This is a genomic window from Nonomuraea insulae, from assembly GCF_042656245.1.
Genome location: NZ_JBHSPA010000073.1, coordinates 48,827 through 61,921, shown reverse-complemented (window position 1 = coordinate 61,921; position 13,095 = coordinate 48,827). Strand labels below are relative to the sequence as shown.

Here is a 13,095-nt window from a genome sequence, read left to right as displayed (position 1 = left end):
CGCCCCCGCGGGTAGCCCACCAGGCCGACCGGCGGGGGCGGCCGCCGGTCGGTCTCTCAGCTCATGAGCACGGTCACGGTGAGAGGCGGTGCAGGTCGCGGGGGAAGGCCGTGATCTGGCGGATGTTGGCGGCGCCCGTCAGCCGCGCCGTCCACCGCTCCAGCCCCAGCGCGAACCCCCCGTGCGGCGGCATACCGTACCGGAACGCCTGCAAATACCCCTCGTACGCCTCCGTCTGACCGTCCAGCGCCCGCACGTAGTCCTCGTACCGATGCAGCCGCTGCCCGCCGGTGACGAGCTCCAGCCCCCGGAACAGCAGGTCGAACCCGTTGGAGTACCCCGGCCGCGCCGGGTCGGGATGGGTGTAGAAGGGCCGTTTGGACATCGGATACCCGGTTACGAACAGGAACTCCGACCCGTGCTCCCGCTCGGCCCACTCCGACAACCACCGCTCCTGCGCGGGCGACAGGTCGGGCTCGGACGACGAGGTGAGCCGCTGCGCCTCGGTGAAGTGGATGGCCGGAATCTCGTCGGGCACCGTGGGCGGCACGACGCCGAGCAGGTCGAGCGCGGAGACGGCGCGCAGGCGTACCGACTCCAGCATGCCCGCCACCGCCTCCCGCAGCACCGCCATCACGTCGCGGTGGTCACGGATGAAGCCCAGCTCGGCGTCGAGGCTCGTGTACTGGGCCAGATGCCGCACCGTGTCGTGCGGCTCGGCGCGGAAGACGGGCCCGACCTCGTAGACCCGCTCGAACACCCCGACGAGAGCCTGCTTGTAAAACTGCGGCGACTGCGCCAGGTAGGCGGGCCGGCCGAAGTAGTCGATGCCGAAGACGTTCGCGCCCGACTCGGTGGCCGAGCCGACGATCTTCGGGGTGTGGGTCTCGGTGAACCCGAGCCGGTCGAGCGTCTCGCGGAACCCGGCCACGCTCGCGGCCGAGATCTCCAGCGGCGCCCGCAGCAGCGGATGCCGCAGCGCGACGGGCGCGTGGTCGAGCACGGTCGGCAGCGATGCCCCGACCACGGGCCGATACAGGTCGAACGGCGGCGCCACGCACGGCTCCGCCAGGACCTCGACCTCCGGAGAGACCAGTTCGTAGCCGCCGGGGGCCTGCGGGCTGACGGCCACGGTGCCGGTGACCTCGACGACGCTCTCCTCAGGAGGCAGGTCGTGCGCGGTCACCGCCTGGGCCAGCCCGGAACGGTCCCTGACGACGAGGAAGGACACGGATTTGAGTTGCCGGCGGCGATGGACCCAGCCGGCGATCGTCACTCGTTTCCCGGCGTGCTCCGCGAGCTCCGCCGACAAGACACGAGAGATCATTACAGCTCCTCACAAGGAATTGCATGACCCCCTTGGAAGTGCGGGGGAGAAGAGGAAACTCCCGGTGCCACCGCACTTTCGCCGCCCCAGCAGAGAGGGCGGCCTCCACGACCCGATGACGGGGGTCAGACCGGCGGGGCATTTCCTCCCCGCACTCGGGAGTGTCTTCACCAGCGGGGCACGGGGCCGCCTTCACAGCTGCCGGCGGCTCTCTGGGCCCGTGCGGACCCGCTGGCTACTCGTCTCCGTCTACGCGTTGCCGAAGATCCTACCTGGTGTTCTTGGCGCGCTTCTCCCGGATTTTCATCGTCACGTCGATCGGCGACCCGGCGAAGCCGAACTCCTCCCGGATGCGCCGCTCGATGAAGCGCCGGTAGGTGTCCTCCAGCCACCCGGAGGTGAACAGCACGAACTTGGGCGGCTCGACCGACGCCTGCGTGGCGAAGAGGATCTTCGGCTGCTTGCCGCCCCGCACCGGCGGCGGCGTCTTCTGCACCAGCTCGGTCAGGAATGCGTTGAGCCTGGCCGTCGGCACCCGGGTGGACCAGGAGTCGAGCGCCTTCTCCAGCGCGGGGACGAGCCGTTCGAGGTGCCGGCCCGTCTTGGCGGAGACGTTGACGCGCAGCGCCCACGGCGTGCGTACGAGCTGCCGGTCGATCTCCTTCTCCAGGTAGTAGCGCCGGTCCTCGTCGACCAGGTCCCACTTGTTGAAGGCCACCACCATGGCCCGCCCCGACTCGATGACCAGGCTGATGATGCGCAGGTCCTGCTCGGTGAGCGGCTCGCTGGCGTCGATCAGCACGACCGCCACCTCGGTGCGTTCCAGCGCGGCCCTGGTGCGCATGGCGGCGTAGAAGTCGGCGCCCTGCAGCTCGCGGTCACGCCGCCGGATGCCTGCCGTGTCGACGAAGCGCCAGGTGCGCCCGCCCAGCTCGACCAGCTCGTCCACCGGGTCACGTGTGGTGCCCGCCATGGGGTCGACGAGCACTCGCTCCTCCCCGGCCAGCTTGTTGAGCATGGAGGACTTGCCGACGTTGGGCTTGCCGAGCAGCGCGACGCGGGCGGGCCCGCGCTCGGCGTCGAAGGTGACCTGCGGCGTCTCGGGCAGCGCGTCGAGCACGATGTCGAGCAGGTCGCCGCTGGAGCGGCCGTGCAGGGCGGAGACGGGGTACGGCTCCCCCAGCCCGAGCGACCACAGCGCGGCGGCCTCCATCTCCAGCTGCTGGTTGTCGACCTTGTTGGCGGCCAGGATGACCGGCTTGCCGGACTGGCGCAGCACGGAGCCCACGATCTCGTCGGCGTCGGTGGCGCCCACGGTCGCGTCCACGACGAACACGATCGCGTCGGCCAGCTCGGCGGCCACCTGGGCCTGCTCGGCGATGCGCAGGTTCATGCCGGTGGCCTCGGGATCCCAGCCGCCGGTGTCGACCACGGTGAAGCGGCGGCCGCGCCAGTTGGCGTCGTAGGTGACGCGGTCGCGGGTGACCCCGGGCACGTCTTCCACGACGGCCTCGCGGCGGCCGATGATGCGGTTGACCAGTGTGGACTTGCCGACGTTCGGCCGTCCGACGATGGCGACGACCGGTACCGGCGCGCCGTGCTCGTGCTCACTGATCTCAAGGTCCTCGAGGTCAGCCTCGACCCAATCCCCCGTTGTCACGATATTTCGTCCTTTGTGAGTACCGCACCTGAAGCTCAGGTGCGCTCTTTGACCAATCTCAGCACCTCTCCGATGACCTCTTCCAAGGTCAGCGGGGTGGTGTCGAGCTCGACGGCGCCAGCCGCCATCGAGAGTGGGTCCGTCTTACGTGTCGAGTCCAGCTTGTCACGCCGGGCCATGGCCTCCTGGTGCGCCTGCGCCGTGGTGCCGGCCACCTCGGCGCTGCGCCGCCTGGCGCGCGCCTCGGGGCTGGCCGTCAGGTAGATCTTGACGGCGGCCTCCGGCCAGACGACCGTACCGATGTCGCGGCCCTCGACCACGATGTCACCGGCGCCGATGATCTCCCGCTGCAGCGCGACCAGGCGCACGCGCACCTCGGGCACGGCGGCGACGGCGGAGACCGAGCCCGTGACGTCGCTCTCCCTGATCGGCCCGGCCACGTCCACGCCGTCCACGTGGATGGCGGGGCCGTCGGGGTCGGTGCCCGAGACCAGGACCGGCTCGCCGCAGCGGGCCGCGACCGCGGCAGGATCGGCCAGGTCGACGCCCTGCCCGAGCATCCACCAGGTCATCGCGCGATACATCGCCCCGGTGTCGAGGTAACGCAGGCCCAGCGCACGGGCGACTCCGCGCGACACGCTCGACTTACCCGACCCCGAAGGGCCGTCCATGGCGACGACCAGACCGGTCACGGCCTCTCCTTCTTCACGTTTGCCCAACCTGAGAAGGCTACCGCCTCCGGCTCAGTCGGCGATCCAGCTTCCGTGGAAGCCGAGCGGCACGCGGGCGGGCAGGTGCACGGTGGCGACCGGATCGCCGGTGAAGTCCTGCGCGGAAAGGATCACCAGATCGGCCGCCCCTCGGGCCGGGTTGTTCACGTACGTGATCACGTATCCGTCGTCCTCGGCCTCCCCCGAGCCGACGAAGACGGGCTCGCCCACGTACGCCTCGCGCCCGAACCGCCGCGACTCCTGCGTGCCCCGCTCCAGGTCGTGCTTGATGAGCGTGTTGTCGAACGCCTCGTCGGGCAGGTCCTCCATCTCGGTCTCGGCCGGGCGGAGCAGGCCGTACAGGTCGCGGGCGGCGGCGGTGTAGCCGTAGCGGTAGGGGCGGCCGGTGCGGCGCTCGTCCATGCGCGGGAACTCCTGCGTGCGGTCGTCGAGCCGGGTCACCCGGACCCGCCCGCTGCCCGGGTCGATCCGCCACCGGTCGAGCGCCGGGGCGCCGCCCAGGTCGAGCCGGGCGTCCACGAACCCCTTGGGGTAGCTGACCACGTCCACGACCACCTGGTCGCCGTCGTCGTAGGCGTTGAGCGTGTGGAAGACCCAGCACGGCGGGACCTCCACCCACCGCACGTCGCCGGTCTCGCGCGACATGAGCCCGACGCGGGCGCCGTGGGCCTCGTTCCACGCGTACGGCAGCGAGTGCCCCGCCTCGGCGTGGGCCAGGCTGAAGGTGACCGGCAGGTCGTAGATCACGACGTACCGCTCGGTGATGGCGAAGTCGTGCACCATCGGCGAGTCGTCGATCGGGATGTTCCTGACCTGCGACACCACGCCCTTGGGGTCGAGGACGAGGTGCTGGTGATGGTCCCAGCCGAAGTAGTAGGCCAGCGCGTGCAACTCGCCGCTGACCGGGTCGAGGTGGGTGTGCGCGGCGAACCCGCCGGGCAGCCCGCCCTGGAAGTCGCAGGAGCCGATGGTGTCGAGCTCGTAGCCCAGTTCGTACGGCAGCGCCCCCGCCTCCACCGTCGCGAACGTGCGCCCCGCCAGCCCGATGACGTGCGTGTTGGCCGCGAAGTCCATCCCCTCGTGCACGGGCCCCGGCCGGGCGGGCTCGCCGAGCCGCTCGGCGACGCGGGCGCTGCGGACCCAGCGGTTGCGGTACCACTCGGCGCGCCCCTCGCGCAGCCGCACGCCGTGCACCATGCCCTCGCCGAGGAACAGGTGACTGGCACTGGGATCGTCGAGGCTGAGCGGGTTGGGCCCGTTACGCAGGTAGCGGCCGTTGAGCTCGGCCGGGATGCGGCCGGTGACCTCGAGGTCGAAGGCGGTGACCTCCTCGGTCACCGGGGCGAATCCGTTCTCGTAGGGCGTGGTGGTCATGGGATGTCCCTCCCGTCGTGTGCCAGGAATGGCGTCAGCACCGAGGTGCAGAGCAGCTGGTAGCGCTGCCCTGCCTCCTCTTCCTCAAAGAAGCCCGAAATTTCAAGACTTACGGCCCCGTGTACGGCCATCCACAACATGTCGGCGATCTCCGCGGCCTCCGCCCCGCGCAGCAGGCCGGCCGCCAGGCAGTCGGCCACGCCGTTCACCAGCAGCTCGAAGGTCCGCTTGGCGATCTGCGTCGCCTCGGGCTCGGGCTTGAACCCGGACATCGCCCCCTGGAACATGACCCGGTAGTAGTCGGGCTCGCTCAGGGCGTACTCCCGGTAGACCGCGAGTCCCTCGTGCAGCCGCGCGATCTTGTCGTCGTTCGGCGGCACTTCGAGCAGCCGCCGCTCGAACCTGGCGAACCCCTCCAGCCAGAGCGCCTCGCTGAGCCCGTCCTTGCCGCCGAAGAGCGTGTAGATCACCTTGGTCGAGCAGCCCACCTCGCCGGAGATCCGCCGTACGGTGAGCGCCGCCGGCCCCTCGGCGATGAGAAGCCGCTTGGCCGCGTCGAGGATTGCCGCCCTGACGACGCCCTGCCCTTCCCGCTGAGCCTGCTTGTACGCGGATACCGTCATGTGGGTAACGCCGTTTCTTTAGAGAAACACTGTTACCCACCTTTGTACGCCACCCCGCCAGACCCGTCAACGCCCACGGGAGGACTAAGGCCGCCGTGTCCGGTAAGTGACACAATGTGAAGAACGGAGCCCGGGTCACCGTAGTCGTGGCCAGCAGGAACCGGGTACGAGCGCTGACCCGCTCGCTCCCCCTGCACCCGCGCCCGGTGATCCTCGTGGACAACGGCTCCTCCGACGGGACCGCCGGGTTCGTCCGCCGCCACTTCCCGGACGTCCACGTGGTGGAGGCGGGCAGGAACCTCGGCGCGCCCGCGCGCAACATCGGCGTCCAGATCGCCGAGACGCCTTACGTGGCCTTCGCCGACGACGACTCCTGGTGGGCGCCGGGAGCCCTGGAGCGGGCCGCCGACGTGCTGGACGCCCATCCGCGCCTCGCGGTGCTGGGCGCGCGCGTGCTGGTGGGCCAGGAGGAGCGGCTGGACGCGGTGTCGGAGCTGATGCGCGACTCGCCGCTCGGCGTCGAGCCGGACCTGCCGGGGCCCAGCGTGCTGGGGTTCCTGGCCTGCGGGGCGGTGGTGCGCACGGAGGCGTTCCTGGCTGCCGGCGGGTTCGACGACGTGATCTTCCTCTTCGGCGAGGAGGAGCGGCTGGCCGTGGACCTGGCCGCGCAGGGCTGGGGGCTGGCGTACGTGGACGACGTCGTGGCCCACCACCATCCCTCGCCCGCCAAGGACTCGCGCGGCAGGCAGGCGCTGGCCGCCCGCAACGCCGTGCTGACGGCGGTGCTGCGCCGGCCGTGGCGGGTGGTGGCGCGGCGCTCCTTCGACGCGCTGCGCGGCGGGGCCGCGGGCCGTAAGGGGCTGCGTACGGCCGTGCGCCGGTTGCCGCGGGCACTGGCCGAGCGGCACGCGCTGCCGGTCTCGGTGGAGCGGGCGCGCCGCACGCTGGAGCGTACCGGCGGCTGACCCGCGGGCGGACGGCGGGCGGGGCCGGAGCCCCGCCCGCGGCTCATGCGAGCCCGGCCGTCAGCGCGAACGCCCACACGGGCACGAGACCCCGCTTGAGCAGCCGGTACGTCTGTATCGGGCTGCTGCTGACCGTCTCCTTGTAGACGACGGCCGCCCGCCCCTTCAGGTACCACCTGCGCGGGCTGTCGTCCCGCCGGGTGAACTGGATGACCGCGTCGTTCCGCCCCAGGCTGACGGGCTGATGTACGTATCCGAACCTGAACGGCTTCGGCGCCTTCCCGTGCAGCGTGGCGGCCAGCGAATCGGCCGCGTGCAGCCCGGTCGGGATGCCTCCCTGGCAGGTGCCGTGCAGGACGCCGAACCGCTGGCTGACCGCGGCGGCGTCGCCGACCGCGTACACGTCGGGGTGGGAGACCGAACGCAGCGCCGCGTCGACCACGATCCGGTCACGGGCGTCCACGCTCAGCCCGGACCCGGCCGCCACGGGCAGGCCCCTGGTGCCGGTGGTCCAGAGCGTGGCGTCGGAGTGGATCAGCTCGCCGTCGCCCAGCTCGACGCCGTCGGGCAGGACCTTGGTGATGTCCGCGCCGGCGCGCACCTCGACGCCGAGCCGCTCCAGCGCCCCGTCCAGGTACGCGCGGGCGCCCCGCCCCATCATCGACCCCGGCCGCCCCCTGGTCAGCAGGACGACGCGCAGGTGCGGGCGGGTCTCGGCCAGCTCGGTGGCCGACTCGACCCCGGTGAGGCCGCCTCCTGCCACGACCACCGTTCCCTCGGTCAGCGTGTCGAGGTGCCGGGAGAGCCGTACGGCCTCCGCGTGGCCGTCGTAGGTGTAGGCGTGCTCCGCGACACCGGGCACCGAGGCGTCGGTGACGGTGCCGAGGGCGTAGATCAGCTTGTCGTACCCGAGCTCGCGGCCGCCGTCGAGCCGCACCCGCTGGGATTCGAGGTCGAGGCCGGCCACCCGGCCCACTTCGAGCTCGACGCCGCTGCCCGCGAGCACGTCGGCCAGCTCGTGGTCCTCCAGCCGCTCTCCCGCCGCCGTCTGGTGCAGGCGCAGCCGCTCGGTGAACCTCGGTGAGGCGTTCACCAGCGTGACCTTGCCGCCGATGCGCCGGGTCTGGCGGGCGACCCTGATGGCCGCCACTACGCCGGTGTAACCTCCGCCGAGTACCAGGATGTCAGTCATTGTCGGTACCTCCTCGATTCGTCCTTGAAGACGGATCGAGGAAGCACGAACGTGACATCCCGCGCGTGCCAAAAAATTACGGCAGGTCAGCCACCCGGAAGCCTAGGGAACCTGCCAGCCCCGTTCGCGCAGGGCCTCGGTGAGCGAGGTGGCCGTGTCGGGCCGCACCGACAGCTCGGCGATGCCCAGGGGCAGGCCGGGAGCGTGCTCCAGGCGTACGTCCTCGACGTTGACCCCCACCTCGTCGCACACCTGGAACAGGCGGGCGAGCTGCCCGGGGCGGTCGCCGATGACCACCTGGACGACGTCGTAGTCGGAGGCAGGGCCGCCGTGCTTGCCCGGAATGCGGTCGTGGCCCACCACGCCGCGCTTGAGCAGCTGGGTGAGCTCGCCGGTGGCGGTGCCGTCGCCGTCGGCCATGGACCGCAACGCGCTCGCGGCGTCGGCCAGGTCGTTGGCCACGGCCTCCAGCACCTCGGCGACCGGGGAGGCGTTGCCGGACAGGATGCCCAGCCACATCCCCGGGTCGCTGCCCGCGATCCGCGTCACGTCACGCACACCCTGCCCGGCCAGCCCGAGCGCCACGTCGGTGGCGTCGGCCAGGCGGGCGGCCACGGCGGAGGCGGCCACGTGGGGCGCGTGGGAGACCACGGCCACCGCGCGGTCGTGGTCGATCGCGCTCACCTCGACCGCGTTGGCCCCGCACAGCTCGATCATCCGCAGGACGGCCGCCTTCGCCTCCGGGTCGGCCTCCTCGGTGGGGCAGAGCGCCCACGGCCGCCCGAGGAACAGATCCTCCCTGGCGGCCCCCGGCCCCGACTTCTCCCGCCCGGCCAGCGGATGGGAGGCGACGTAGGTGGCCAGGTCGCAGCCGAGCTGCGCGGCCCGGTGGATGGGCTCGGCCTTGACGCTGGCGACGTCGGTGTAGAAGCGGGCCGCGCCGATGCGCTGCAACTCCAGCAGCTCGGAGGCCACGTACGCCGGGGGCACCGCGATGATCGCGAGGTCCGCCCGCTCGGTTGCGGGCGGCTCGGTGGCCTGCCACTCCTCGCCCGCGCCGAGCTCCCGTGCCAGCCGTACGGCTCCCGGGTCGCGGTCGGCGAGCAGCACGCGCACACCCCGTTTACGCAGCGCCAGCGCCGCGGAGGTGCCGATGAGACCGGTGCCGACGACCAGCACGGTACGAAGTTCCATCTCGATGTCCTGATTTATCGGGCTAAACGGGTCATTGGAAGTGTTGCGCGGCCGACTTGCCGGTCGCTCTATTGGGCTATGTCCTGCCGCAGTGCCACCGCACCACGCAGGTAGACGTGCTGGATCTCGGCCCGCGGGCGATCGGTCTCCACGTGGGCCATCAAGCGTACGACGTGGGGCAGCGCGCCCGGCACGTCGATCTCGGAGCAGCAGATCAGCGGCACCTCGTGGAAGCCCAGCTTGCGCGCCGCGAGCGCCGGGAACTCGGCCGTCAGGTCGGGCGTGGCCGTGAACAGCACGCTGATCACGTCGTCCGGGGTCAGACGGTTGCGCTCCATGATCGCACTGACCAGCTCAGTCGTCCCCGAGATGACCGAATCGCGGTCGTTGGCGTCCACTTGGATCGCCCCACGGATCGCCCGCACCATGCGCTTCGTCCCCCTTTGTGACCGGGAGAGCCCGTGCGGAGGTTCCGCACGGGCTCCTGCGTCCGGCCAGATTACAGCTTCACGGCCGCGTACAGCTCGCCGACTTCCTTCAGGCTCAACGCCCTGACGGTGCCAGGCTTGGTACGGCCCAGCTTCACCGGCCCGAACTCGATCCTGGCCAGGTCGATCACCCGGTGCCCCGACTCCTCCAGCATCCGCCGTACGACGTGCTTGCGGCCCTCGTGCAGCACCACCTCGACCAGCGCCTGCTGGGCGTGCTCCTGCACGATGGAGAAGGAGTCGGCCTTGGCGAGGCCGTCCTCCAGCTCGATGCCCTGCCTCAGCCGACGACCCAGGTCACGCGGGATCGGCCCCGGCACCTTGGCCCAGTATTTCTTCTGCACCCCGTAACTCGGATGCGTCAGCCTGTTGGCCAGCTCGCCGTCGTTGGTGAGCAGCAGCAGGCCCTCGGTCTCGGTGTCGAGCCGGCCCACGTGGAACAACCTGGGCGCCAGCTCCTCGACGAAGTCGGCCAGGCACGGCCGGCCCTGCGGGTCGTCCATGGTGGAGACGACGCCGATGGGCTTGTTCAGGGCGTAGTAGACCAGGTCGGGCGCGGTTGGGATGCGCATGCCGTCCACGTGGATGACCTGGGCGGCCGGGTCGACCTTGGCGCCGAACCTCCGCACGGTCTGGCCGTTCACGGTGACGCGGCCCGCGCCGATCATCTCCTCGCAGGCCCTTCGGCTGGCCACACCCGCCTGGGCGAGCACCTTCTGCAGCCGGACCCCGCCGGGGACCTCGGTGGTGTCGCGCTCGTCGGTGTAGCCCTCGGGGTAGAAGTTGCGGTCGCGAATGGGCTGCCTGGCGGCCTTCACGCGATCGCTCTGAGGACTCCCGTAGCTCTCGCGCCTGCCGCCGCCGATGGTCCGCACGTCATCACGACGCCCACCGCGCCGCTCACCGGCACCGCCACGCTCACCGGCACCACGACGCTCACCGGCACCGCCGCGCTCGCCGGCACCACGACGCTCACCGGCACCGCCGCGCTCGCCGGGACCCCGGCGGTCACCGGCGCCGCCGCGCTCGCCCGCGCCGCGCCACTCACCGGTCTGGCGCGGCGCGCCGCGGTCGTCGCCGTCGCGCCTGCCGTACCTTGATCGGGTCGAGCTCGCCGTCCTGGGCGCGGCATCCTCCCGACGCCCGGTACGCCCAGCGCGGAACCCGCCGCCACGCTCATCACGGCCTTCTGAACGGAAACCGCCCCGGCCCTCACCACGGGACTCGGAACCGTATCCACCCCGCTCACCACCGCGAGACTCGGGCCGATACCCACCACGGGACTCGGGCCGAGGCCCGCTGCGAGCGTCGGAACGGTAACCGCCGCGCTCGCCACCACGAGCGTCGGAGCGGTAGCCACCGCGCTCGCCACCACGGGAGTCGGCACGATAACCGCCCCGCTCACCACCACGGGAGTCGGAGCGGTAACCGCCCCGCTCACCGTCACGAGTATCGGAGCGATAGCCGCCGCGCTCGCCACCACGGGAGTCAGGACGGTAGCCACCCCGCTCGCCACCACGAGCGTCGGAACGGTAGCCACCGCGCTCGCCACCGTGAGCGTCGGAGCGGTAACCGCTGCGCTCGCCACCGCGGGAGTCGGGACGGTAACCGCCTCGCTCATCGCTACGGGGCCGCTCGTAACGGTCGCCGCGACCGAAGCGGTCCTCGCGGTCGGAACGTTCTCCGCCGCGGTCGGGCCGCTCGTCACGATCGCCACGGCGCTCGTCACGGCCGCCGCCACGCTCTTCTCGTCCGCTGTATCGCTGCTCCCGGCTGCCATAGCGGGATTCGCTACGGTCCCCGCGAGCGGAATCGCGGTCGCCACGACCCGGAGCACCGGTGCGGTCTCCGCCGGCGCTACCACGATCGGGACGGCCGTAACCGGTCCCGCGGCCGGTGTCGCCGTCGGGCCTGCTGCCGTACCGGGCGCGGGATCCGCCCCGGTCGGCGCGCAGGGCATCACGGGAGGACCCCCCACGGGAGTCGCCGTCGCGGCGGGCTCCGCCGCGTGAGTCGTCGTCGCGGCGGGGTCCGCCGCGGAAATTGTCGTCGCGGCGGCCACGGGCATCGCCGCGCGCGCCGCCACGGGTGTCGTCGGAGCGGAAGGCGGGACGCCCGCCGCGGCCGGAGCCGCCGGTACGTCCACGACCGCGTCCATCACCGGACGGGGTGCTGCGCCTGTTGATCACTTTGTTGTCTCCTCGAGATTTTCCACGTCGTCGGGGAGGAAGGGCGCGAGCTCGGGGAGCTCGCTCAGATCCCGCAGTCCCAGACGTTCAAGGAAGTATGAGCTTGTCCGGTAGAGCACTGCCTGGCTCTCCGGGTCGGTGCCGGCCTCTTCGACCAGCCCCCTGGCGACGAGCGTTCGCATGACGCCGTCGCTGTTCACGCCGCGTACGGCGGCTACGCGGGCCCGGCTCACCGGTTGCCGGTAAGCCACGACCGCAAGTGTTTCCAGCGCGGCCTGGGTCAGCCGCGTCTGCTGGCCGTCGCGGACGAACCGCTCGACCAGTTGTGCGCAGTCGGCACGCGTGTAGAACCGCCACCCGCCTGCGACTTCTCTCAAATCAAAACCCCGCCCGGCAGCGGTGTATTCCGCCGCCAGGCTACGCAGAGCGGCGGCCACTTCGTGCGTGGGCCGCTCCAGCACCTGAGCGAGGGTCACCTCGGCCGCGGGTTCGTCAACCACAAGCAGGATAGCCTCCAACGCCGCCTCAAGCGTCGGCCCCTCCCCAGAACGGCCTTCCGCCTCCTCGCCGGCACCCTCATCGCCCGCCCCCGCTGCGACGTCCGCGAACTCGAGGGCCTCGCCCTCGCCCTGGCCGGATGGCACCGCGTCCGCCTCAAGCGACCCACCCGCCACCGCTGCCTCAAACGACGCAGCCGCTGCTTCTGTCTCCGCAACCGCCTCAAGCGAGGCAGCCGTCGCTTCTGCCTCCGCGTCCGCCTCAAGCGACGCAGCCGTCGCTTCTGCCTCCGCCGCAACCACGTCGTCCTCGGACGCGCCCATTGCGCCGAACTCCACCGCACCACGCCCCGTCGACCCGGCGCCCCCAAGCTCCGAGCCACCTGCGGCGCTCTCGGGACCTGAGCCACGTGTCGCACCCTCGGGCCCTGAGCCCTGTGTCACGCCCTCAGGACCGGAGTCACGCACCGCACCCTCAGGACGGGAGCCACGTACCGCACCCTCAGGGCCTGAGCCCTGTGCCGCACCCTCGGGACCTGAGCCCTGTGCCACGCCCTCAGGACCTGAGTCACGCACCGCACCCTCAGGTCCTGAGCCCTGTGTCGCGCCCTCAGGACCCAAGTCACGTACCGCACCCTCGGAACCTGGCTCAGGTGCCACACCCCGGGGATCCAAGCCAGGTGCGGTGTCCTCCGGCCTCGAGGGCGCGGTGTCCTCCGAGGTCGAGCCGGGCGCATCGGCCTCAGGCGTCGAGCCGGTCGCGGTCTCCTGGACGCCCCGGCCGACCGTGGCGTCCTCCACGTCCGGCTCGGCGCTCCCGGTCTCCGGGCCCGAAGCGGCGGGCCCCGACGCGAC

At 71.6% G+C, this 13,095-nt stretch carries 13 protein-coding genes; 2 read left to right on the top strand and 11 right to left on the bottom strand.

Annotated elements, in window-relative coordinates; translation table 11 throughout:
- Positions 1–73: 73 nt before the first annotated feature.
- From aspS to ACFPZ3_RS50045, 5 genes are all read right to left on the bottom strand, one after another.
- The gene (aspS, locus tag ACFPZ3_RS50065) at positions 74–1,327 is read right to left on the bottom strand and encodes an aspartate--tRNA(Asn) ligase (protein ID WP_379521503.1); all 1,254 of its coding nucleotides are present in this window, start codon (positions 1,325–1,327) and stop codon (positions 74–76) included.
- A gap of 268 nt (positions 1,328–1,595) precedes the next feature.
- Positions 1,596–2,987: a ribosome biogenesis GTPase Der gene (gene der, locus ACFPZ3_RS50060; protein ID WP_379521502.1), complete on the bottom strand. Its 1,392-nt coding sequence runs from the start codon at positions 2,985–2,987 to the stop codon at positions 1,596–1,598.
- Between the two features lie 35 nt (positions 2,988–3,022).
- On the bottom strand, positions 3,023–3,658 hold the full coding sequence (cmk, locus tag ACFPZ3_RS50055) for a (d)CMP kinase (protein WP_379521729.1): 636 nt from the start codon (positions 3,656–3,658) through the stop codon (positions 3,023–3,025).
- 72 nt (positions 3,659–3,730) lie between these two features.
- Positions 3,731–5,092 carry a carotenoid oxygenase family protein gene (locus ACFPZ3_RS50050; RefSeq protein WP_379521501.1) on the bottom strand — a complete coding sequence of 454 codons (1,362 nt, stop codon included), beginning with the start codon at positions 5,090–5,092 and terminating at the stop codon, positions 3,731–3,733.
- Complete coding sequence (locus tag ACFPZ3_RS50045) at positions 5,089–5,715, bottom strand: TetR/AcrR family transcriptional regulator (RefSeq protein ID WP_379521500.1); 627 nt, start codon at positions 5,713–5,715, stop codon at positions 5,089–5,091. Before ACFPZ3_RS50045 ends, ACFPZ3_RS50050 begins: the two co-directional genes overlap by 4 nt.
- A gap of 116 nt (positions 5,716–5,831) precedes the next feature.
- Here ACFPZ3_RS50045 and ACFPZ3_RS50040 point away from each other — a divergent pair, with 116 nt between their 5' ends.
- A complete protein-coding gene (locus ACFPZ3_RS50040) occupies positions 5,832–6,680 on the top strand; it encodes a glycosyltransferase family 2 protein (protein WP_379521499.1) in 849 nt (282 codons plus the stop codon).
- A 43-nt stretch (positions 6,681–6,723) separates the two neighbouring features.
- Here ACFPZ3_RS50040 and ACFPZ3_RS50035 read toward each other — a convergent pair whose 3' ends face one another.
- The 5 genes from ACFPZ3_RS50035 to ACFPZ3_RS50015 all read right to left on the bottom strand — a co-directional run bounded on the left by ACFPZ3_RS50035 (position 6,724) and on the right by ACFPZ3_RS50015 (position 10,734).
- Entirely contained in the window at positions 6,724–7,872 is a 1,149-nt protein-coding gene (locus tag ACFPZ3_RS50035) for an NAD(P)/FAD-dependent oxidoreductase (protein WP_379521498.1), read from the bottom strand.
- Between the two features lie 102 nt (positions 7,873–7,974).
- The gene (locus ACFPZ3_RS50030) at positions 7,975–9,066 is read right to left on the bottom strand and encodes a prephenate dehydrogenase (protein ID WP_379521497.1); all 1,092 of its coding nucleotides are present in this window, start codon (positions 9,064–9,066) and stop codon (positions 7,975–7,977) included.
- A gap of 68 nt (positions 9,067–9,134) precedes the next feature.
- Complete coding sequence (gene aroH, locus ACFPZ3_RS50025) at positions 9,135–9,494, bottom strand: chorismate mutase (protein WP_379521496.1); 360 nt, start codon at positions 9,492–9,494, stop codon at positions 9,135–9,137.
- A 71-nt stretch (positions 9,495–9,565) separates the two neighbouring features.
- Entirely contained in the window at positions 9,566–10,429 is an 864-nt protein-coding gene (locus ACFPZ3_RS50020) for a pseudouridine synthase (RefSeq protein ID WP_379521495.1), read from the bottom strand.
- A complete protein-coding gene (locus ACFPZ3_RS50015) occupies positions 10,369–10,734 on the bottom strand; it encodes a hypothetical protein (protein WP_379521494.1) in 366 nt (121 codons plus the stop codon). The genes ACFPZ3_RS50020 and ACFPZ3_RS50015 overlap by 61 nt, the downstream gene beginning before the upstream one ends.
- A gap of 373 nt (positions 10,735–11,107) precedes the next feature.
- Here ACFPZ3_RS50015 and ACFPZ3_RS50010 point away from each other — a divergent pair, with 373 nt between their 5' ends.
- Positions 11,108–11,566 carry a hypothetical protein gene (locus ACFPZ3_RS50010; protein WP_379521493.1) on the top strand — a complete coding sequence of 153 codons (459 nt, stop codon included), beginning with the start codon at positions 11,108–11,110 and terminating at the stop codon, positions 11,564–11,566.
- 173 nt (positions 11,567–11,739) lie between these two features.
- On the opposite strand, the gene scpB is transcribed toward ACFPZ3_RS50010, so the two are convergent.
- Positions 11,740–12,387, bottom strand: a complete 648-nt coding sequence (scpB, locus tag ACFPZ3_RS50005) for an SMC-Scp complex subunit ScpB (protein WP_379521728.1) — start codon at positions 12,385–12,387, stop codon at positions 11,740–11,742.
- Between the last annotated feature and the right edge of the window lie 708 nt (positions 12,388–13,095).

Bases quoted from the DNA above. Each gene is read 5' to 3' on its own strand.
- aspS (WP_379521503.1), bottom strand. From the start codon at position 1,327: ATGATCTCTCGTGTCTTGTCGGCGGAGCTCGCGGAGCACGCCGGGAAA.
- cmk (WP_379521729.1), bottom strand. From the start codon at position 3,658: ATGGACGGCCCTTCGGGGTCGGGTAAGTCGAGCGTGTCGCGCGGAGTC.
- ACFPZ3_RS50050 (WP_379521501.1), bottom strand. From the start codon at position 5,092: ATGACCACCACGCCCTACGAGAACGGATTCGCCCCGGTGACCGAGGAG.
- ACFPZ3_RS50045 (WP_379521500.1), bottom strand. From the start codon at position 5,715: ATGACGGTATCCGCGTACAAGCAGGCTCAGCGGGAAGGGCAGGGCGTC.
- ACFPZ3_RS50035 (WP_379521498.1), bottom strand. From the start codon at position 7,872: ATGACTGACATCCTGGTACTCGGCGGAGGTTACACCGGCGTAGTGGCG.
- ACFPZ3_RS50030 (WP_379521497.1), bottom strand. From the start codon at position 9,066: ATGGAACTTCGTACCGTGCTGGTCGTCGGCACCGGTCTCATCGGCACC.
- aroH (WP_379521496.1), bottom strand. From the start codon at position 9,494: ATGGTGCGGGCGATCCGTGGGGCGATCCAAGTGGACGCCAACGACCGC.
- ACFPZ3_RS50015 (WP_379521494.1), bottom strand. From the start codon at position 10,734: ATGAGCGTGGCGGCGGGTTCCGCGCTGGGCGTACCGGGCGTCGGGAGG.